Source organism: Bacillus sp. FSL E2-8868 (assembly GCF_038005505.1).
In the GTDB taxonomy this organism is placed as follows: Bacteria; Bacillota; Bacilli; order Bacillales; family Bacillaceae_G; genus Bacillus_A; species Bacillus_A mycoides.
The window spans coordinates 1,853,917-1,874,866 of sequence record NZ_JBBOTI010000001.1 but is presented as its reverse complement, the minus strand read 5'-3'; the positions used below and the strand labels follow the sequence as shown (position 1 = coordinate 1,874,866).

The following is a 20,950-nucleotide window of genomic DNA, read 5'->3' as shown; positions in this document are numbered from 1 at the left end:
ATTATATACATGTATGTATTTCCTCCCTTACTCTATTAAGTCCTATACAAATAGCGCAAGAAAATGCTTCCAAAGAAACATGTTAATTATACAAGATTCTACATAAATTTCACACTGGAATTTATGTAATAATTTTATTTTTAAGTGATGAAAAAACTTATAAAATGTCTATAATTCATTTGAAGCTATAAGAAAAAACAGACTATCACATACGTGAAGTCTGTTTCTCCATCACTTTATTTTTGTACATCTGCCCATTTTAAACTTGTAGCTGGACCGAATTGATGTACATATAATTCTTTCACATATGGTTTTTGTAAGTAAGAAAGACCGCGCTGGAATACTGGTGCAATTACCGCATCATCAAGGAGCACTTTTTCCGCACCTTGCAGTGCTTTCCAACGAGCTTTTTCATCATTACCTAATTCTGTTTTAATCTTCTTAATTAACGCATCATACTCTGGATTTGCATATCCTGTATTATTTACGGTACTTCCCGAAAGGAAAACTTCTAAGTATGTCATTGGATCTGGATAATCAGGTAACCAGCGTGATAACGACATTTCGTATTCTTTTTTCTTCTCTAATGCTAGTTTTTGCGTATGTGGTTGTAATTTCACATTTACTTTTAGCCCTGGTAAGTTTTTCTCAAGCTGTTCTTTAATATATTCGCCTACTTTTTTAAAGTTCTCTAAGTCATAGTTTAATAGTTCTAACGTCACTTCATTTGTGCCTGTCTCTTGCTTCGCCTTTTCCCAATATTCCTTTGCCTGTTTTACATCCGTCTTATTAAACTCGCCTGCTGTACTTCTAAAATCTTTCTTATCTGGTCCTTTTAAGAATCCTTTTGGTACGTAGTAGTTCGCCGCAACTGATCCGTCATTTAAAAATGATGTCGCCAAGCCCTTTTTATCAAACACTGTACTTAGCGCAAGACGTGCATTTTTATTTTTAAGAATCGGTACATTTTCATTGAAACGGAAGAAATACATAACCGGATCTGTATATTGTTTCAACTCTTTATTATTTTTATATTTATCTACGAATTCTGTTGAAATGACAGCTCTATCAACTTTATCTGTCTCATATAAATTTACCGCAGTTGAAATTTCTTTAACAATTTGATAGTTTACTTCATCTAACTTCACTTCTTTTTTATCCCAATATTTATCGTTTTTCTTCATTGTAAAGCTCGCTTCGTGCTTCCACTCTGATAATGTAAACGGCCCATTATATATCGCTTTATTTGCCTCTAACCCGTATTTATCACCTTGCTCCTTCGCATATTTTTCATTAATTGGATAGAAAGATGGTAAAATGAGTAGTTTCGTAAAATACGGTACAGGATGTTCCAGCTCTACAATGAACGTTTTATCATCCTTTGCTTTCACACCTAATTCTTCTAAGCCTAATTGTTTCTTATTTATCTTCTCCGCATTTTTCACATCGTACGCGATATATGCATATTGAGAGGCTGTATCTGGATTTATAAGTTGCTTCCAAGCATATACGTAATCATGAGCTGTTACTGGATCTCCGTTAGACCATTTCGCATCACGTAAGTGGAATGTATATGTCTTACCATCTTTACTCACTTCATATTTTTGTGCTCCCGCTTGAATCACTTCATCATTTTTCGATAAACGGAATAACCCTTCCATTACGTTATTCAAAACGTTAAATGATACCGCATCTGTTACTTTCCCTGAATTTAATGATGGAATTTCACCCGTTTCTAGTAGTTGTAATACTTTCTTCTCAGCTTTCGGCTTTGTAGCTGTTTTTTCTTTAGCACAGCCTACTAAAAATGAAGATACAAGTAGAGTACTAACTAATGAGTAGCGAACAACCTTTTTCATATAAAGCCCCCCTATCTTTTTTAAGGTAAGTAACGACGAGCACCAGCGTATTCTTCTATATATCCTGGTGTATTTAGCGGTATAATTTCTACCGATCTTTCAGCCTTTGGTGAGTGAATCATATTTCCATCACCAATATACATGGCAACGTGATGAACACTACCTTTTCCTTGATTATGTGCAAAGAATATTAAATCGCCCTTTTGTAGGTTTTCTTTATCAACCGCAATTCCTGCTTTTGATTGTGGACCAGAATCCCTCGGTATTGTAATACCATGTGATTTATAAATCGTATGTGTAAATCCAGAGCAATCAAATCCGAATCCACTTGTACCAGCCCATATATACGGTAATCCTAAAAACATTTTTCCGGTGTTTATTAAGTCATCAGCGGTTGGAGTCGGAATATCATTTTGAGAATGGTAAACAGTTCCATCATTTTTCCGTAGCCACGCCTTCTGACCATTTGGCAACAATACGCGGTATGAGATCGTATCTTCACTTAATAGCGGTAAACGCGTATTATAACTGACTTCAAGCGATTTATGTTTTTCAGAAGGGTTAATATATACAATTGCTGTCGGTTTCGTTACTAATACAAAAGCTTCGTTTGTTTTATCTGCAAATTCCTGATTATACGTTAATTGTTTTTCGAGCATCCATCCCGGGTAACCTACTTCGTTTCTTGGTGTTGGCTGACCGTGGACTAACACTTTCACCCAGTCACCTTTCTTATCAACAACCGTTACTTCTTGACCGAGTAGCGCTTGCGTTTCTAATTTATTTGCACTCGTTAACCAAAGCTTCTCATCTAGCGTCATTGATTTCGTCCACTTCCATAAATCAACTGGATTTGTCGCACTCGGTGCATCAATTGGTCGTAATGAATCTGGTGCAGTCCATAACGTTGCAGCAGATACATCTATAAATGCTTTACTATCCTTCTTCTCTTCAGCATTCACCGAAGTAAACGATGAAAATATAAATAAAGTTGTTAAAAATGCAGTTCCTACTTTTTTCATATATATCCCCCTTATAAGATAGTTTACTAGGTACTACTTCTAAGATTGTATATTCACTATAGAATGTAGGTTTACCTCTGGACCAGTGTAAGTCATCCCTTCTGGCTCTTCTACTAACCATAACGGTGCATCAAGATCAAAGTAATGAATATTCGGATGTGCCGCAGCTAAATGGGCAACAGCGCTAACTGAAAGTGAAGGTTCCATCATACTTCCAACCATACATTTCACACCTGCTGCTTCCGCAATATCTGCAATTTTCCATGCTTCTCGTATGCCGCCGCATTTCATTAATTTAATATTAAGTAGGTCTGCATATCCTCCTTGGACAATCTTTAATGCATCGCTTGCCGAAAACATACTTTCATCTGCCATAATAGGCGTTTGTACATTGTCCTTCACGTACTTTAATCCTTCCCAATCTTTCGCATGAACTGGTTGTTCTACAAATTCTATATTTAAATTTCTATTCTCCATTTCTCTAATAATAGAAACCGCTTCTTTCGGTTTCCATCCTTGATTTGCATCTAAACGTAACGTCGTATTCTTTGGTACTACATTTCGAATTGCCTCTATGCGTTCTAAATCTAAATGTGCCTCTTTACCCACCTTAATTTTTAATGTTTGGAATCCCTTTTCGATATGCTTTTTCGCTTCTTTTGCCATTAATAAAGGCTCATCCACACTTACCGTAATATCAGTATGAATCTCTTTCTTCCCACCTAACAATGCATATAACGGTATGTTGTGAAATCGACAATATACATCGTATAAAGCCATATCTACCGCCGCTTTCGCACTTGTATTTCCTATACAGCTCATTTGAATGTGTAACAATAACGTTTGAAATTGCAGCACATCTTTATCAACTAATACGGATCGAATTGGCCCTAATATTGCTTCCTCAATCCCGTTGGCAAAATCACCTGTAATAACCGGTGTTGCTGCAGCAGCTCCTTTTCCAACAATCCCTTCATCTGTATGAATAAACACATCTATACTTTCGATTTCCGTTACAGTGCGAAGCGCAGTTTTAAACGGTGTATGAAGCTTTACATGTCGGCGGTTTACCTTCACATCGGTAATTTTCATTTTGTTCATCCTTTCATTGTTTATAGAGTGATACTTTAATATCCGGGTGGCTTTTCCGTTAATACGAAACAAAAAAATCCAGCCATAAGAAGATTCTTACGGCTGGATTTTGTCTATGAATGGGTAGACAAAGCAGCGATCTGATTATATTTTTTCTGTGCATCCTTTAGCGCTACAAGTAGCGCCTTTTGAGACGAACCGAAGTACCGATTTTTTATTTCTGTTACTAATGCTGGGTCATTAATATTTTTATGTAGAAACAAATATTTAACAAATTGAGATGTTAATGCAATTGTGGCTGAGCAATCTGCATCTACAATTTCCCCTGTATCCTTCTCAAGTACAAATGCTACAAAATAACTTTTGAACTTTTCGGTAATGGGATTATTTTGAGGTGCTTTCGCATCCCCTACGACGTAAATTGTATTTGAAGCGTACACAGCTATCTTCCTTTCTTATACGAGGATAACGGTTTTCTTAACAGACGTATAAGCTGTTAACTCAACGTTGATTAAAAAATGTATCCGCTTACTTTGTATTATATACAATTGACAGAATTTTAACAATATTTATTTTGACATATATTCCATAATTATGAAAATCTCTTAAAACAATTAAAATTGGCTCAAACTTCTCATTTTTACAATATGTCATTGCTCCTTGTACCATGACATTCACACTACAAACAACTTTTCCCTCATACATCAAAAAAACAGTTAGCTATCGCTAACTGTTCCACCACTTCACTTTGGCAATACGAATATTGTTTCGTTTGACTTAGAAAATTGATACTCTTTTCTAGCAAACTTTAAAATCTCTTCTTCATTATCGGTTAAATTCTCAATGTTAGTCTTTAAAGAACCTTGATCTTTCTTTAAAGAAACTAATTGTTTCTTTTGATTTGTTATTGTATTTTTTTTGCCATTAATTACTTCTTGTTGTTTCGTTAAAATATATTGAACGTACAAAGTAGTCGCAGCAATAAAAATGAACATGAAAATAAAACGCCTTAACTTCTTCTTATTTATAGTTCGCTTGTCGTTAGGCTGTGATAGTTGCTCTGGTATATTAGGAACATTGACTCTTTTGAGTTTCCTCATTTTCAAATCCCCCTAACCCATATTTTCTCACTACCATAGGCACGATCTCTTACTAACTTAAATTCTATTCTTATAAAATAACCTCCTTCACAAAAAAATCTCACAAATTAACCAATTAGAGATAGCGTTCGACGACATCTCTGTATTTAAAATGAGAATTTTTATTTATGCTGCTATAAAATAGTAGTTTATGTTATTCTTTTTCCCCAATTGTAGAAAACATTTTTACACATATAAATTCTAGTTTTGCATACCGATGTTATAACATGCTTACAAGGAGGAAAAATGATGCACTACCGTACATTAGGTAAAACTGGAATTACTGTTTCTGAAATTGGCTTTGGAGCGTGGGCGATTGGCGGCGATGAATGGGGTCCTGTTAACGACAAACAATCTATAACCGCTATGAAGAAAGCAATTGAATGTGGCGTAAACTTTATTGATACTGCTGATGTATACGGATTAGGACATAGTGAAAGGTTAGTAACTCAAGCGATAAGAGAGCACCGTAATAATATCGTTTTATCAACGAAAGGCGGTTTAATTGGGCATCACTATGATCCAAGTGGAGAGCCTGTTTATAATACTGCAGAAAAAGTGATCGCAGTATTTGAAACTAGCTTACTGCGCTTAGAAACAGATTATATTGATGTTTATTTCTGTCACATTTGGTGGGATAAACAAGAAGAAACAGAAGCATTTTTACGAGCATTTGAAATATTAAAACGGGACGGAAAAGTAAGAGCTGTTGGTGTTTCAACTCACGACATACAATATATAAAACACTTCAATAAAAACAATGAAATTGATGTTGTGCAACTTGATTACAACATATTAAACCGAAAACCAGAAAACGACATACTGCCCTACCTACAGGAGAACAATTTAGGAGCTGTTATACGCGGCCCTTTAAAAATGGGGATATTAACTGGAAAATTTACAAATAAAACAACTTTTCTTGACGGAGATTTACGCAAAGAATGGCCAAAAGAAAAGTGGTTTCAAGAAGATTTACAAAAAGTAGAGAAACTACGATTACTCTCAAATGAAAATCAAACCTTAGGGCAACTTGCACTTCGTTATGTCCTCACTCATCCAGCGGTATCGGTCGCAATTCCTGGCGCAAAAACAGAAAAACAAGCGAAAGAAAATGCAGACTCGTCTATCCGTCCGATTCTTACAGATGAGGAATTAGCGCATATTCAGTCAATATAAAACAAGACCAGCAGCTGGAAATATCCAACTGCTGGTCTTGTTTTACTTTTTAATATTGTAAATCAATATCATATTCCATCATCTTCGCTGTTTCTTCAGCAACCCGAGCACCCAACAAATTTCTCACAATGTGAAATGACATATCAATTCCAGCTGAAATTCCTCCAGACGTAATAATATGCCCCTCATCTACAAACTTTACATTCTCTAACACTTCCACATTCGGAAAATCATTTCTAAAACTTTCAATACTTGCCCAATGTGTTGTCGCTTTGAAACCATCGAGTAATCCAGCTTTCGCAAGTAAAAGCGCACCGGTACAAACAGAAGTCATTAACTTTACTTCTTTCATTTGCTCGCGGATCCAATTTGTTATTATTTCATTTTTCATTTCGTTTTCTCTAACACCTAACCCACCAGGAATAATTAAAATATCAACTGGAGGCAAGTTTTCGATACTATAGTCCGGTTGTACCTTTAATCCATTTCTCGCTGTAATCATTTCTCCATCTTTACTAACAGTATGAACTGTAAATGGTTGACCTTCACTTGTTGATGTAACGGAAAAAACTTCAAATGGACCCGCAAAATCTAACACTTCCACTTCATTAAAAAGAAAAATCCCTACATTCCAGTGGCTAATCATAAGCTCACTTCCTCTTGCAAATGATGTAATAGGGATTCATGCCCTTTTTCTAAAGCAATATCATATGCGGTTTTCCCATCATTTTTCTTAATCATTTTATTAGCACCATTTTCAAGAAGTAATATAATGATTTCTTCATTTCCTAATAACGCTGCTTCATGAAGTCCTGTCCAGCCACCACTTTGAACTGCATTCACATCTGATCCCTTTTCAATTAAGAAAGCTACAAGCTCGCTTTGTTTGTTCGCAATTGCTGCTTGAAGTGGCGTATTTTCATTTTCGTTTTTTGCTCTAATATGTATATCTGCACCCTGTTCTAAAAGGAAGCTTGCTAGTTCTTTCTGTCCAAAATAAGCTGCTAAATGAAGTGGTGTCCAGCCCTCTTCACTAAATTCGTTAACAACACTTGGATCCGTATTAATGATTTCTACTACCTTTTCTTTTTCCCCGCTTATGACTGCTTGTGATATTGATATGATTTGTTTCATAATGAACCTCCATGTATACAAATATTAAGTATCCCTTAATAAATTCCATTAATAATCACATGTTCCTTTCTAAATAATTAAGTTTACATAATAATATTATTTTTATAATTCGCTATCCTAATAAAAAAACAACCGACTCTAATGAGTAGACTGTTTTTGAATTTCATTTTTATAATTGTTTAAAAAAATATCATTTTCACTTACAACTAATAAACATTAATAAAAATGAAATGAAATTATATATTTAGCAGCCATAAACTCTTTACATATCAAAACCGGCTATTTACTTAAATTAATAGTTTTTTATCATTTGAAAATAAAAACGGAATTTATCCTTACATTTGAAAAATACATATATAGCAAGAATCTATAGCAGTACTCTTATCATACTAATCTATAACAATTCTGCCTTCTTCCCTTACCTGTATCCTTTAAAACATAAGACTTTAAAACGAGTGCTGTTAGTGAATCTGTTAATGTTTTATATGATAAATTTGAAAGAGCTAATAGATCGTTCGTATATAACATTCTATGCTTCTCTAATAATAATAGTACTAATCGTTCTGACGGTTTTAATGTTTCATCACTTTCTAGTATAAAATCTATATTTTTCATATCCCTACTTCTTACTCCTTATATAAAAAAATGATTTTAGTAGTTATTTAATATAAAAATACTACACAACAAATTTGAAGATATATCGAAATAACATAACACCCAAACACTTTTATACTATAACATAAAAAAGACATTTCCCCAAATTGAAAATGCCTTTTTATATCTACTTCTCTTTTTTATATAATTGATATGATTGTTCTAGCCCTTTATTATATTTCGTATTATTATCTGTCCATTCTCCCCCTAAGTTTCCTGGCCACCCTGATGTATTAGCAACATATTTAAGCAACTCCCAATCCTGCAGTCCTTTTTTCACACCACGTTCATACGATTTGACCATACTTGAAATTGCTATCGTTGTATTTATACGCGAATCCACTAAACTCTCTTCCGATAATTGCGCTGGTGCTAATCCACCACGATGTAATTGGAATAATCCGAAAGATGTTCCGTTATCCCCTATCGCTTTTCGGTTAAATTTTGTTTCATGATCAGCAATAGATAATGGTATCCAATCTGGAATATCATACCTCTTTGCAACTTCACTAATTACTTGTTTATTATTTTTAATCTCTTTCTGCTTTTCATAGTTAATATAAATTACATAACTTAAAGTAACTAACGTAAATAATATGAATATATATTGTAGTGCCTTTTTCATCATTTCATCTCCTGCTTTGTATATGTTTCACTTTCTATATACACTATAAGACTTTTATGTGACATTCATTTGACAAAATGATATTAATTATACATAAGCTGTTACAGTTTTAACTATCAATCTAAAAACTACAATTCTTCTAAAAGACTCCTTCAACACATAAAAACAATCAGCCTTTCATGTATAGTACATGAAAGGCTGATTGTTTTTCACTACACTTTTTTATGTATACAGTATATCCCTGCTATAATAAAACAAATTGAAATTACCGATAAAATTGTACCCTGGATTTCATAAAATGCAGTAAAGAATTTCCCGCTTCCTCTATCCCAAATTTCTAATGAACCCGCGGAAATTGCGGAAGTTATACATGTAAGGCCGAATAGGAGAACACCCGAAAAAACATAGGTTACTCAAATATTTTTCATTATTAGCTCACCTCCATTAATTTGATTTGTGAATAAAACAAAAAAGACCTTTATACGTTAAAGATCTTTTTCATCTTATTTTTGTTAGAAAAAACGCCAGAATCTAAAACAAAAACTCACTTTATTATACGTATCTCCATATAAAAATTAAAGACTATAAGGTTACCAGCGTCTTCTCGATTATCATTTTCACATTAAATGTTTCTTGCAATATGCGGTTTGCTGTAATGACTCGTTCCACCGCCACCTACTACTACTTTACCACCTTTTTCGAAGATTAATAATTTACTTGAACCATCTGAAAGTAAAACTATTACTTCAGCATGATCACTTGTAGCTACATAGATTACATAACCACTTTTTGAAATACAAGTTTCCCAATTCTCATCAAATTCTGATCTCACTACTCGATTTGAATACACTTGATTTTCAATTCTTCCTTGTTCTTCGTTTTCCAAGTTTATTCCTCCCACTTCTCTAAAGTGTCATTTATAGTAAAATAACAGCCCATTTAAAATAGTGACTGACTTTAACATAAATAGTATATGTAGTTAGTAGGAGAATGCTTGGACAATGAAAACGTAACAGCATTTAAGTATTTTACAATCGGAATTTTTCCTTAATCATTACAGCTACTTCTTTAGCACTCAAATGAGTATTATTAATTTTTATGTACTCTTCTTTTTCAATTTCATCATGAAATGAATTTAATCTATGTTTTTTCATCGTTTCTTTTAAATTTTTTTCAGACCATTCAATGTCTCTTTTTTTCGGTTTATGCTCTAGTCTATGTGGACTTTTATTTCGCTCTAATCTTTCATCTAATTCTGCCTCGAGCTCTACAAAATATACTGCTGCGCCTTTTGATTCAAAAATACTTACTACATGGTTTATGTACTCCCAATCCGATTGAAGGTCAAATGCCCATACATATGTAAAAATCATTCCGTATAAATCACTTTTAGACACTTCTTCAAACAGTTCATTACGAAACAAACTTACTAACCGTTGTGCTTCCGCTTTGTACTGTAATCAAAAAACGAGCTAACAAAATCAATCGTCATATGATTATGAAATAGCTTTAAATCAGTTATTTTTTCTAACTCATGCCCGACCGTCATTTTCCCGACTGCTTGCGGGCCAAATATTAAGATGAATTTCATTTGTTTGCCTTCGATTTTTCTCTATAAACAATGAAATAAAACATATCCTAAAATTGAAAATAAGGCAGTCGATGTTGTGTCGATTGCCTTATTTTCATGAATAGTTCCTATATTATTACTTTCGTACAGCTTCAAAAGTAATAATTTGTTCTGCATTTGACGGTTGCTTTTCATAAACATAGTCAGCAGAGCAAGTAATGTCAGTGAAACCTATACTTTCTAAAAGGAGCTTAAACTCTTCTATTCCATACCACCGCATTGCAAAACGTTGTAGTTCAGTTTGTACTAACTGTCCTTTACTCCATTTTTCATATTTTAAATATGATACAGTTACTTGGTTAAGCCAATCTATTTCAATTGATTTATTTTCTAATGTAATTCCGTCCCCGCTTGGCAGAGAAAAAATCGATGTATGAATCTCACCCGTCTTCCAGTCATATGGAAGCGCAAGATCTACAATTAAACGCCCGCCTAGATTAAGATGTCGATAAAAACATTTCAGAGCATTTATAGAATCATCACGATTTTCAATTAAACAAAAGGATCCAGTAGGAATTATTATCGCTTCATATTTATGTGGCAGTGAAAATTGTTGTAAGCTTCCTTCATATAAATTAGGATGCAAGCCTCTCTCTTTACACCGCATACGGCAAGAGTCTAGCATTTCAGGCGAATAATCTATCCCATCAACTTTAAAGCCAGCTTCAAGAAATGGAATAATGACACGTCCCGATCCTACTGCTGCTTCGAGAATTCTCCCTTTACAACTTTTTAAACGATCTTGATAATATTCAATATCACCATTCAAAGAGTAACCGACAGGTTTTGTGAAATCATATAATTCCGTACAAAGTGTACTATAATAACTAAACATTTATTTTCTCCTCCGTTTTATGTGTACGGAAGATTCTAATTTACTTAATCTTTCCGTACCTCAAATTTTAATGAGAATTCGAAAGAGCTGACTGTCATAATATATCACTCGCTTTCTATATAATATATTTACATTGTATAATATTTCCTAGCGATTGAACATATAAAACTTGAAAATTCTGATTATAAGCAAAGAGCTTACTATAGTAAGCTCTTCATCAAAAACCATTTATTTCACAATCGGCAATGTTACTTCACTCAATTTCACCGTAAGCTTTGTTCCTGCTTTCGGTCTAATTGTATAATCGTAGTCACTTGCGATTAAAACGACCCCCATTTGATGTCCTGCTTTAAATACGTAATCATCTGGCTGCATGTCCCATGTAAATGTGTAATCTTTACCAGGTTGAATCGCTGTTGAATTTTCTATACTATTTAAGTTTTGCGGATCCATCCAACCTCTCGTTACAATTTCAGGCCTCGCTCCGCCATAATCAACAAGTAAAGCTGTTAAATTTGAAACAGATCGATCAATATTTCCTGTTATTGAAATTTTAGGCGTACCACTTATTCGCATATCTTTTTGCAGTACAGGCATTGTATATACTAATCGATTCGCTATTTCTAACTCAGGGTTTTCTACTAGTTGATTTGACTTTATTTTGGCATCATCTACTAATGAGAAAACATTGTTTACTGATCCCATACTTAATGGTAGATTGACTGCTTTATTACTTAAATACATACGGACTTTTGATGGTACAGCTGCTGGATCTGGCCAATTTTTTATTTTTTGCCACGATTTATTTTCACGTTGTACATCTACCATCGGTTCATCCATAATTCCATTTTCAATTCCATATAACCAATAATCGAACCATTTATTTTGGGTTTGTTGCCAGTTATTACTTGATGTTCCGCCGTGTCCACCTTGATGTAACCACATTTTACGAGGAACATTATTTTCGCCAAGAGCTTCCCACCACTGTGAGAACTGCTTCGTTTTTACATTCCAATCATTTAAACCGTGAACAACAAACACACTAGCCTTCACATTCTTAACATCTTTTACATAGTTACGTTTATCCCAAAAATCGTTATAATCGCCTGTTTTACGATCTTGTCCAGCTGTTAGTTCTTTAATAATTTGCCCGCAAACTTCAGGGTTCTTTCTTGTTAGTACTGCTTCAGCCATATTATCTGTATCTTCTCCTTGATAACCACCCGGCGCAATAACCGCCCCATTTGCACGATAATAATCATACCAACTACTAATCGCTGCGATTGGAATAATTGTTTTTAACCCTTCCACTCCTGTCGTTGCGACAGCATTTGGTAACGTACCATTATAAGAAACTCCTGTCATTCCTACATTTCCCGAAGACCAATTTGCATTTACTTCCTTACCATCCTCTGTATATGCTTTTGCACGCCCATTTACCCAATCAATGACAGACTTCGTCCCTAGTATTTCTTGTTCATCTCCAGTTGTCGGACATCCATCTGATTTTCCAGTTCCGATACTTTCACCTAAAATAACTGCATATCCTCTCGGAACATAATAATTGCCGTATGAACCAAGATTAACTGCCCCATACGGTTTTCCTTCATACGCATACAATTCTTCATCAACATTATAAACAGGAACGTCTTTTAATCCAGATCGATATGGACTCATTTCATAAATAACAGGAACTTTCACATCTGGATTCGTCTTTGGACGCATAACCTTTACTGATACACGATCTTTTTTACCATCTCGATCACTATCAACTTCTGTCTCTACAAATAGATTTTCTACAATGGCTTCATCAAGTGAATAGATTGGTTTCGTCATCCCATTTTCCAATTGAATTTTCGTATTTGGAGTTAAAGCTTCTGAAACTTGTCCATTTAACTTAACATCATTCTCTTTTACGAAGCTCCCTTCCTTATTTTCCGCATGTGCAGTTATACTAGAAACCCCTGAAGTAATTGTTAAAGATACTATAGCTGAAAGTGTAATTGCTAATTTCTTTTTCTTCATACCCTTCCCTCCCCATATGTTCCTTCTCTTACTATACATCAAAAATACAGAAAATTCAGTTTATATTTTATAAAAAGTTGAGAAATTTGTAGAACTATCAAATCTTTTTATATAAAAGAAAAGGAACTAATAACAATTAGTTCCTTTCTATATACATATAAAATTGTATTTCCCCATCTACTACCGAAACCCCGTATTCAAATCCATGTCTTTCTAAAATACTTTTTACAATCGCTAGTCCTAATCCAGTACCTGATTTCTCTTTACTACGAGAAGATTCTAATACGTAAAAAGGTTCCCAAATTTTATCTATCTCTTTAACGCCCTCAGCAGCAATACCATTTTGAATTTGAAAATACACAATGCCATTTTTCTCTTCTAATGTGATTTTTATATTTTGATTCGTTGTATATTTTATCGCATTAGAAATTAAATTTTGAAAGACCATTCTCATTTTATTTAAATCAGCATAAACAATCGTTTCACCAACACTATAGTTCACTTGCAACTTGATTTCTTTCGACTCCAGTTCAATCTTATGCTTATCTATTATACTTTGTACTAGTGGTTCAATAGGGAATTCTTCTTTTTGTAAAATATCTCTTTCTAGTTTAGAAAATCGCAATAACTCTTCAATTAAATTTGAAATTTGATCTGTTTGTTTAATGATTGTATCAACATATGTGCCATCATCTAAACCGTCTTTTATTCCCATAGAATATGCTTTTACTAATGCGATTGGTGTTTTTAATTCATGAGTTACATCGCCCATAAATCGTTTTAAGTGGTCATTTCGATCTGTTAAATCTTGATGTGCTTCATGTAATTTATCACTCATAATGTTTATACTATTTGCTAAATCACCTATTTCATCATTCGTTTTAACTTTCGTCCGTTTAAATTTCAGGCGTGAAATATCTTCTGCGACATCACTCAATTCATTCAGTGGTGTAGTGATTGTTTTTGAAAAAATCCAGACGAGCACGATAATAAGAAATAGTGAGAATCCCAAAATGTATAAATAAAATGAGTTAAGCGTTTTAATTACTTCATTGGAATGTGCGATAGAAACTCCTACTAAAATCAACATATCATCTTTCGCAATGTATTTCGCAAAAAAACTAGATTTTATCTTTTCTTGATCATATATTTTATTCGATTGTCCGAGGTTCTTCACTTTCGTAATTTCTTCTTTTGTAATCCAAAGTTTATTCAATGCAACTCTCTTTTTTGTAAGTTGCATTCGTAATTCTTCATTAATAGCATCTTCTGAACTATTTATTGATGTATAAGCAATCGTAACATTACCTTCATTTTCAATACGATTTATAGCATCATCCAGCTCTTTACGCGGTATTGACTGGATTTGCGCTGTAATACCTTCTAAGCTTTCGCGTGTTTTGTGCACATTATATTTTGGTAAAAAATAGTTAATTAATAATAAAGAGACCGTATAAATAAGGATGACTGTTAAAGAGATGCTGAAAAATAACTTTTTACCGAGTTTATTCACACTCTTCCTCCAAACTGTATCCTAAACCGCGATGTGTCTTTATAATATTTTCTCCTATTTTTTTACGTAATCTTCTTACATGCGTATCAACCGTTCGCTCTTCCCCAAAATAATCAAACCCCCAGACGATATCTAACAACTTTTTCCTCGTTAAAATCGTGCCTTTATGATTTAAAAAACATTTTATTAATTGTAATTCTGTCTTTGTAATGTCTAATTCTTTCTCGTTTTTATATACTTTATTTTTGGTGAAATCTATTTTTAAATCTTGAACTTGAATAACATCTTCATGCTGTACAAGCTTTTTCGCTCGCGTAATTAGCACTCCTGGGTGAAATGGTTTTTTCACATACTCATCTGCCCCGCTTTGAAGAGCTGCTAATTCATCTTCACTTTCACTTTTCGCCGTAAGCATTAATACTTTTACACTCGAATTCTTTTTTATTTCCTGACAGACAGTAATACCACTACTTTTCGGCATCATCCAGTCTAAAATAGCTAAGTCAATTTTCTCATCATAAAATATTTGAAGTGCTTCCTCTCCATCTTTTGCTAATAAAACTTCGAAGCCTTCTTTTTCAAAATACGCTTTTAAAATTTTCAGCATATCTTGTTCATCATCCGCGATTAATACTTTCATTACATTTCCTCCATTACTTATAAACAAATATCAATTTTATCATACAACTTCTTTGTTACATCAATGTGACATAAAAATATTTACAACGTTTGCGGGTATAGTAAGTGTGAGGTGTTGTTTCATGTTCAAAAAAATAGGAGTGATTACTCTTCTCTTCTTTTTATTATCAACAAATGCGTTCGCAAATACAAATAAACAAATTGAAGTATTTGATTGTAAAAAAGAAATGGTGGTCCAAAAACAATCTTTAGATTCAGCCATTCAAAAAGAAGCAGTTCAATACGCAAAATCAATTACTGGTCCATTTAAAAACTTAAATGTCGTTCCGAAAGATGGACATATGATAAAAATCCCATTATCGAAACCTGTTCCTATTACAAATCAATGGTTACATACAACAATCGATGAAGTAATCATCCTTCTCCCACTTAATGAAAAACCTTACATTATGCTTTACGATGATGAGAATAATCCCCATTTTTATTATGTAAAAGGTGATCCGAAGGGTTTATTGAAACAAATGAATGTTAAATTATAATTAAAAAAGATCCCGCAAGTATCATTCGCGGGATCTTTTTTTATCAGTTAACAACTTGATTTTCATTTAAAAAATTAATAATCTGCCTTTTGTGATGGTTATCGTGATCTACGAATTCTTTAATAATATATATTAGAGAGTACGGCATTCCAGTATGAGGACAATATGATACTCCATTGGCAGTTAAATGTTCCTTTAGCTTTCCAATAGACAGTCGGTTAAGCTCTTGAACAAGTAAATCTCTTTTAGCTTGTGCTTCTTCAAGAAGTTTTATCTTAGATATACCTGATTTTGCATAATTAGAGGCTAGTTTATTATATGTATCAAAGTCAGGGAACTCCATTCCCTGTCCATCTCTCACTATGATAATGTCTCACGTAAAAGATAGTCATCCCAATTCATAATATGAGATACAATCTCACCAATAGTCCATTTCCCCTCTGATATTGGCGCTGTCCACACTTCTTCTTTCATACCTTTCAATGTGGTTATCCACATTGAATAATCTTTAAAATCATTAATAATTTTATTTTCTCCCATCATCTAATCCCCATTCTAATAGTAGATTCAAATAAATTATACCATAAATCTACATAAGGTAGAACGAACGTTCCCTTTAAGGCCAAATAATAATTCACTACATCCTTTTATCTAAGTCTAGATAATGGCTTGTTCCTACATACATTTTCCCCTTCACAAATCCACTCGAAGTATAAAATTGATCCCCCTGTTCTGTATCTGTATGTAAGACAACAATAGTAAAATAGATTTTTGCATAGCTTAAGATTCTCCCTAACAGTAACCTTCCTAATCCTTTCCGCCGGTAATCTTTTGCAATGTAAAACCTTCTTAATCGGCCAATCTTATTATCTTTCGTATACGGATCTTGATTTAATCCCCCGATTCCAATTAACGTATCACCTCGAAAAATTCCATATAAACATTCGCCTGTTTTACTAAATGTATTTCTTTTACTTTCATATTCATTTATTAATTTTATTAGGAAGTTAAATCCTTCTTCTGTACTTTCTTCGACAAGATGATTGATCTCATATTTAAACAAATCTTCAATCTGCTTAATTTGTATATCTTCCAGCTTTATCCCCCACTTTCTCTATTCAAATGTATCTTTTTGAAAAATAAAAATGCCCAAGAATATATCATCCTGAGCATTCATTTGTCTGTTCACTTATTCAATTTGTAGTGTAAGAATTCTTCAATTCAGGTAATATTCCCTTCAATTCCATTAAATCATTAATTACTAAATCAGCATGAGCAAGCTCATCTTCTTTTGCAAAGTCAAAATTGCATCCAATCGCAATCAAGCCATTATCTTTAGCTGCATTTATATCAGATAAACGGTCCCCTACTACTGCTGCTGCTTTTATATCATATTTCATCAAAATACTTTTTACTAAGTCACTTTTATTAAGCGATTGTATTTGCTCAATACTGAACGTTTCCGTAACCCATTGGTCTAAATCATAATGAGATACGATTGCTTGCAAATATTCTGTTAAACCATTACTATCTATGTAAATTGAGCAATCATTTTCTTTTAAATAATTGAAAACTTCTTTTACATTCGGATATAAAGCACCTTTTCCGCTCTTTATATTTTCAATTAACCTTTCTAAAAAATATGCATCTGTTTGTTCCCTTACTTCATTAGAATGATTGGGTAACAAAGCTTCCCAAACTTTAGGTAAAGGCACACCCATAATTTCACGGTATTTATCAATTGGAGTTACCGTATCCCATAATTGTAGTGACCGTAAATGATCAAATGTATGATCTAGTGATAACTCTAAAATTTTGTCTGTTTGAAATAAAGTTCCATCCATATCGAAAATTAGTGCTTGTAACATGACATTCTCTCCCATTCTTTACTTATGAACTACAATACAGTTTTACTCGAAATATTTTTAAGCATCTCAACAATAATTTCTGAACAATAATTCGCTGCGGTTTTCGCAAAGTCATCATATGAAACTTGCGCTGAATCATCTGCACTGTCAGAAATGCATCTCAAAACGAGAAACGGTATGTCATTTATATAAGCAACATGTCCAATTGCCGCTCCTTCCATTTCTGTACAATGAGGTGCATATTCAGTGACTAATTGCTCCTTTAATTTTGAATCCTCGACGAAGCATTCTCCGCTGACGATTCTTCCTTCATGAACAGTAATATTTAAACTACTACTATTAACAGCTTTTCGAGCTAAAGCTCTTAATTCCTCGCTTGCATGAAACTCTTCTTGAAACGGAAATAGATTCTTCATTTGATTTTTATTAACATCATGATGCGTAACATTTGTAGAAATAACTAGATCGCCAACTTTCACATCCGAATGTAATCCACCCGCAACACCTGTATTAATGATAGAGTCTACATCAAACTTACTAATTAATATTTGTGTACATGCAGCTGCATTTACCTTCCCTACACCACAGCGAGTAATAATAACTTCTGTATCCATGAAATTCCCTTTATAAAAAGGCATTCCTGCAATAGTTTGTTCCTCATCTATATGTAGTTTTTCTAAAAGTAAGTCTATTTCAATTTGCATTGCTCCGATAATACCGATTCTGTTCATAATGTATTCCCCTTTATCTATTTGTGCGCCCCCTACATAAGCTGCAAATATTCATCAATATCTTTATGAATTTGTATAAAAGCTTTATTCCAAAATTCATAATTTGTTAAATCAATTTCAAAATGTATTTTCATAAGTTCTTCAACTGGAGCTTTTCCCGTTTCTCGCAAAAATTCTTTATACTTCAAATGAAATTCACTTTTATTTTCTTTCGCTAATTCTAGTAAACTAAAACTTACTAAATAACCAAATGTGTATGGATAATTATAGAAAGGAACATCTGCTATATAAAACTGAACATATTTCATCCAAACAAACGGCTGATATTCTGTTAGTGCATTTCCGTATGCCTTTTCTTGCGCGGCTATAGATAATTTCTCAATTTCATCAGCACTTATAGGACCTTCTTTACTTTTTTCATAAAAACTCTTTTCGAACTGAAACGATGCACGAATTGCCATAACATAATTAAAACTATTTCTTATTTTCCAGCTAAGCAATGACTTTTTCATTTCTGTACATTCTGCTGTTTTTATTAAGTGATCTACAAGCACCATTTCAAAAAAAATAGACGCTGATTCAGCTGTACTCATTGGCAGATAATCATCTAAAAATGAAGTGGATTGTTCAAAACTCATAACATAAAAATGCCAAGCATGTCCTAATTCATGAGCAAGTACTCTTACACTATCAATTGTTCCATCATAACGCATTGAAATACGGGATTCTTTTTCACTGAAAAAAGGAGCACAAAATCCACCCGGCGGTTTACTATCTCTTGGTTCCGCATCAACCCAGCCATTTGCTATTGCATTCCGTGCAAATTCTGCTAATTCTTCATTTATATTTTTAAATGCATCATATATGTTTTGTACTGCTACTGAAAAAGGAATAATGGACTCATTATTTTCTTTTACTGTCATCAGTTCATGCCATGTAATCGAATTCTTTTCCTTTTTAAAAGCGTTTAAAGCACTTACTAGCTTATCAAGTTTAGATTCCGTTGCATCCCACATTTGTGATAATACAATTTCAGAAATGCCATTCATTTGAAGGGATTGAGTTAACACTGCTCTCCTTTCTAATTCATTACTCTTTGTGTTACGTAATCTTCCTACTTGGTTCAATACCGTAGCAAAGATTTCTTTTTCCTTATTCAAAGTATTTGTAAGAGAATCGAATACTTTTGACCTTTCATTATGATCATCACTATTCATCGCAACATAATTCGCTTGTCCAAAAGATAAAGTCTCTTTATCGTGAGTTATTTCTAATTTATTCCGTAATTGTATGTACATATCTTCCCAAGCTTTTAGTTCATTTTCTATTAGTTTAATACTTAAATTATTAGTATTAATATGTTGTTGCTTACTAGATTCTATTAATAGCTGAACTTCTTTCTTTAATTGATTTACTTTTACACTTAGTAAAGTATCTTCAGGATGCTTCTCATCTTCAGCAGCACGGCAATATAAGTAATACTCTGCTTTTTCGATAGCCTGTATAAGTTGTGAAAGGATTACTGAGTCTTTTGTTGCTTTATATTCAATTTTTAATCTTTCTATCGTTTCTATAGAAAACGTGAAGTTTTGTTCTTGAGGATATAGCCTGTCCAAATCCCATTGTGATTGAGATTGGGCTTGTATTATTTTATTCATTTTGCATCCTCCTTTTTTTACAAATAGTTACAAAATTCTGCTCTTTTCACTATTATATATGAACTATTTAATTTTTAACATATTGAAATATTTTGACTTATATGAATGTAATTTGACACTTCATTTTCTGTTTCTACCTATCTATATAAGTTGTAAGTATTACTACTTCTTTTAAGGAACTTCTATGTTCGAATAGACAGCTCTGCTTTTTTACTCTTTCTTAAGTTTGAAGTTTATAACTTTTACTCCACTTGGATTATTATAAGTAATTGTTACAGCATGATTTTGAGGGTTATGAACGTTTGTGTAAGTTTGATGCTTTGCAACGACAATGAAGTTAAAAGTGTATTTTGGGGATCGGTCAATTTTTATAACCTTCGCATCAGTTAAACTATACTGATGATACGGTCCAAATTTGCTTTGAATCGTTCGACTTGCATACGGAGCCAATAAAGTGTTATAGGAATCATAAAAATCTTTATCAGATATGTTAGCTGCGTTTCCTTCTTTCGGAGATGCAAATATGACCATTATTAAAATTCCGTAAATTATTAGGGATAGTTTACTCTTTAGCATGAGATTCACTCCAGGCTTATTAGATGATAAACTTTCGGATGCTCTAAAAAATAATGACTATTCTTTTTATGTTATTCTTAGCTTATTAAACATCAAATAAATCAGAGCTTTTACTTGCGAGTCAATATTTTTAATAACATTTACGCTAGCTCGAATGACTGGAACTGATTTTTAAATATATTTCAAACAAATTGAAAAAAATACCATCCTAACAATCTAAAGATGCTGGCTTTTA

21 protein-coding genes and 4 pseudogenes are annotated in these 20,950 nt (G+C 33.2%); 2 read left to right on the top strand and 23 right to left on the bottom strand.

All coding sequences use genetic code 11. The features are described from left to right. Positions 1-236 precede the first annotated feature (236 nt). The 6 genes and pseudogenes from NSS74_RS09805 to NSS74_RS09780 all read right to left on the bottom strand — a co-directional run bounded on the left by NSS74_RS09805 (position 237) and on the right by NSS74_RS09780 (position 5,073). Positions 237-1,859, bottom strand: coding sequence for a peptide ABC transporter substrate-binding protein (locus NSS74_RS09805; RefSeq protein WP_340813470.1), 1,623 nt, complete (start codon positions 1,857-1,859; stop codon positions 237-239). 20 nt (positions 1,860-1,879) lie between these two features. After that, positions 1,880-2,881, bottom strand: a complete 1,002-nt coding sequence (locus NSS74_RS09800; RefSeq protein WP_002142111.1) for a C40 family peptidase — start codon at positions 2,879-2,881, stop codon at positions 1,880-1,882. A gap of 39 nt (positions 2,882-2,920) precedes the next feature. After that, positions 2,921-3,982, bottom strand: a complete 1,062-nt coding sequence (locus NSS74_RS09795; RefSeq protein ID WP_198286134.1) for a dipeptide epimerase — start codon at positions 3,980-3,982, stop codon at positions 2,921-2,923. A gap of 104 nt (positions 3,983-4,086) precedes the next feature. Continuing rightward, the gene (locus tag NSS74_RS09790; protein ID WP_002012954.1) at positions 4,087-4,413 is read right to left on the bottom strand and encodes a DUF3870 domain-containing protein; all 327 of its coding nucleotides are present in this window, start codon (positions 4,411-4,413) and stop codon (positions 4,087-4,089) included. Between the two features lie 88 nt (positions 4,414-4,501). Next, positions 4,502-4,778: pseudogene (locus NSS74_RS09785) on the bottom strand (hypothetical protein). After that, a complete protein-coding gene (locus tag NSS74_RS09780) occupies positions 4,717-5,073 on the bottom strand; it encodes an FtsB family cell division protein (protein WP_002085024.1) in 357 nt (118 codons plus the stop codon). Before NSS74_RS09780 ends, NSS74_RS09785 begins: the two are co-directional and overlap by 62 nt. 288 nt (positions 5,074-5,361) lie before the next feature. On the opposite strand from NSS74_RS09780, the gene NSS74_RS09775 reads away from it, so the two are divergent. Next, entirely contained in the window at positions 5,362-6,288 is a 927-nt protein-coding gene (locus NSS74_RS09775; RefSeq protein WP_002127781.1) for an aldo/keto reductase, read from the top strand. A gap of 49 nt (positions 6,289-6,337) precedes the next feature. Here NSS74_RS09775 and NSS74_RS09770 read toward each other — a convergent pair whose 3' ends face one another. From NSS74_RS09770 to NSS74_RS09720, 11 genes and pseudogenes are all read right to left on the bottom strand, one after another. After that, the gene (locus tag NSS74_RS09770; RefSeq protein ID WP_002142113.1) at positions 6,338-6,934 is read right to left on the bottom strand and encodes a DJ-1/PfpI family protein; all 597 of its coding nucleotides are present in this window, start codon (positions 6,932-6,934) and stop codon (positions 6,338-6,340) included. Further along, complete coding sequence (locus tag NSS74_RS09765; RefSeq protein WP_002142114.1) at positions 6,931-7,422, bottom strand: ankyrin repeat domain-containing protein; 492 nt, start codon at positions 7,420-7,422, stop codon at positions 6,931-6,933. The genes NSS74_RS09770 and NSS74_RS09765 overlap by 4 nt, the downstream gene beginning before the upstream one ends. Positions 7,423-7,806: 384 nt before the next feature. Then, the gene (locus tag NSS74_RS09760; RefSeq protein ID WP_000789035.1) at positions 7,807-8,037 is read right to left on the bottom strand and encodes a hypothetical protein; all 231 of its coding nucleotides are present in this window, start codon (positions 8,035-8,037) and stop codon (positions 7,807-7,809) included. A gap of 166 nt (positions 8,038-8,203) precedes the next feature. After that, positions 8,204-8,704 (bottom strand): invasion protein, encoded by a 501-nt coding sequence (locus tag NSS74_RS09755; protein ID WP_002032582.1) that lies wholly within the window; start codon positions 8,702-8,704, stop codon positions 8,204-8,206. A 209-nt stretch (positions 8,705-8,913) separates the two neighbouring features. Continuing rightward, positions 8,914-9,129: pseudogene (locus NSS74_RS09750) on the bottom strand (hypothetical protein). A 194-nt stretch (positions 9,130-9,323) separates the two neighbouring features. Next, complete coding sequence (locus tag NSS74_RS09745; protein ID WP_002142115.1) at positions 9,324-9,587, bottom strand: hypothetical protein; 264 nt, start codon at positions 9,585-9,587, stop codon at positions 9,324-9,326. 142 nt (positions 9,588-9,729) lie between these two features. Then, positions 9,730-10,292, bottom strand: a pseudogene (locus NSS74_RS09740) (AAA family ATPase). Positions 10,293-10,407: 115 nt separating this feature from the next. Continuing rightward, positions 10,408-11,166 carry a class I SAM-dependent methyltransferase gene (locus NSS74_RS09735; RefSeq protein ID WP_002142120.1) on the bottom strand — a complete coding sequence of 253 codons (759 nt, stop codon included), beginning with the start codon at positions 11,164-11,166 and terminating at the stop codon, positions 10,408-10,410. A 228-nt stretch (positions 11,167-11,394) separates the two neighbouring features. Further along, positions 11,395-13,191 carry a Xaa-Pro dipeptidyl-peptidase gene (locus tag NSS74_RS09730; RefSeq protein WP_002142122.1) on the bottom strand — a complete coding sequence of 599 codons (1,797 nt, stop codon included), beginning with the start codon at positions 13,189-13,191 and terminating at the stop codon, positions 11,395-11,397. Positions 13,192-13,327: 136 nt separating this feature from the next. Further along, entirely contained in the window at positions 13,328-14,704 is a 1,377-nt protein-coding gene (locus tag NSS74_RS09725) for a sensor histidine kinase (protein ID WP_002142123.1), read from the bottom strand. Next, positions 14,697-15,344, bottom strand: coding sequence for a response regulator transcription factor (locus NSS74_RS09720; RefSeq protein ID WP_000865958.1), 648 nt, complete (start codon positions 15,342-15,344; stop codon positions 14,697-14,699). Before NSS74_RS09720 ends, NSS74_RS09725 begins: the two co-directional genes overlap by 8 nt. Positions 15,345-15,465: 121 nt before the next feature. Here NSS74_RS09720 and NSS74_RS09715 point away from each other — a divergent pair, with 121 nt between their 5' ends. Continuing rightward, positions 15,466-15,882: a hypothetical protein gene (locus NSS74_RS09715; RefSeq protein ID WP_340813465.1), complete on the top strand. Its 417-nt coding sequence runs from the start codon at positions 15,466-15,468 to the stop codon at positions 15,880-15,882. Positions 15,883-15,925: 43 nt separating this feature from the next. On the opposite strand, the pseudogene NSS74_RS09710 reads toward NSS74_RS09715, so the two are convergent. From NSS74_RS09710 to NSS74_RS09685, 6 genes and pseudogenes are all read right to left on the bottom strand, one after another. After that, positions 15,926-16,422: pseudogene (locus NSS74_RS09710) on the bottom strand (DinB family protein). A 97-nt stretch (positions 16,423-16,519) separates the two neighbouring features. Further along, on the bottom strand, positions 16,520-16,978 hold the full coding sequence (locus tag NSS74_RS09705) for a GNAT family N-acetyltransferase (protein WP_198286137.1): 459 nt from the start codon (positions 16,976-16,978) through the stop codon (positions 16,520-16,522). Between the two features lie 97 nt (positions 16,979-17,075). Next, entirely contained in the window at positions 17,076-17,750 is a 675-nt protein-coding gene (locus NSS74_RS09700) for an HAD hydrolase-like protein (protein WP_002142130.1), read from the bottom strand. A gap of 29 nt (positions 17,751-17,779) precedes the next feature. Further along, positions 17,780-18,481: a 5'-methylthioadenosine/adenosylhomocysteine nucleosidase gene (locus NSS74_RS09695; RefSeq protein WP_002142131.1), complete on the bottom strand. Its 702-nt coding sequence runs from the start codon at positions 18,479-18,481 to the stop codon at positions 17,780-17,782. A gap of 32 nt (positions 18,482-18,513) precedes the next feature. After that, entirely contained in the window at positions 18,514-20,139 is a 1,626-nt protein-coding gene (locus tag NSS74_RS09690) for a M3 family metallopeptidase (protein WP_002142132.1), read from the bottom strand. Positions 20,140-20,349: 210 nt separating this feature from the next. Continuing rightward, on the bottom strand, positions 20,350-20,715 hold the full coding sequence (locus NSS74_RS09685) for a DUF3888 domain-containing protein (RefSeq protein WP_002142134.1): 366 nt from the start codon (positions 20,713-20,715) through the stop codon (positions 20,350-20,352). Positions 20,716-20,950: the final 235 nt, after the last annotated feature.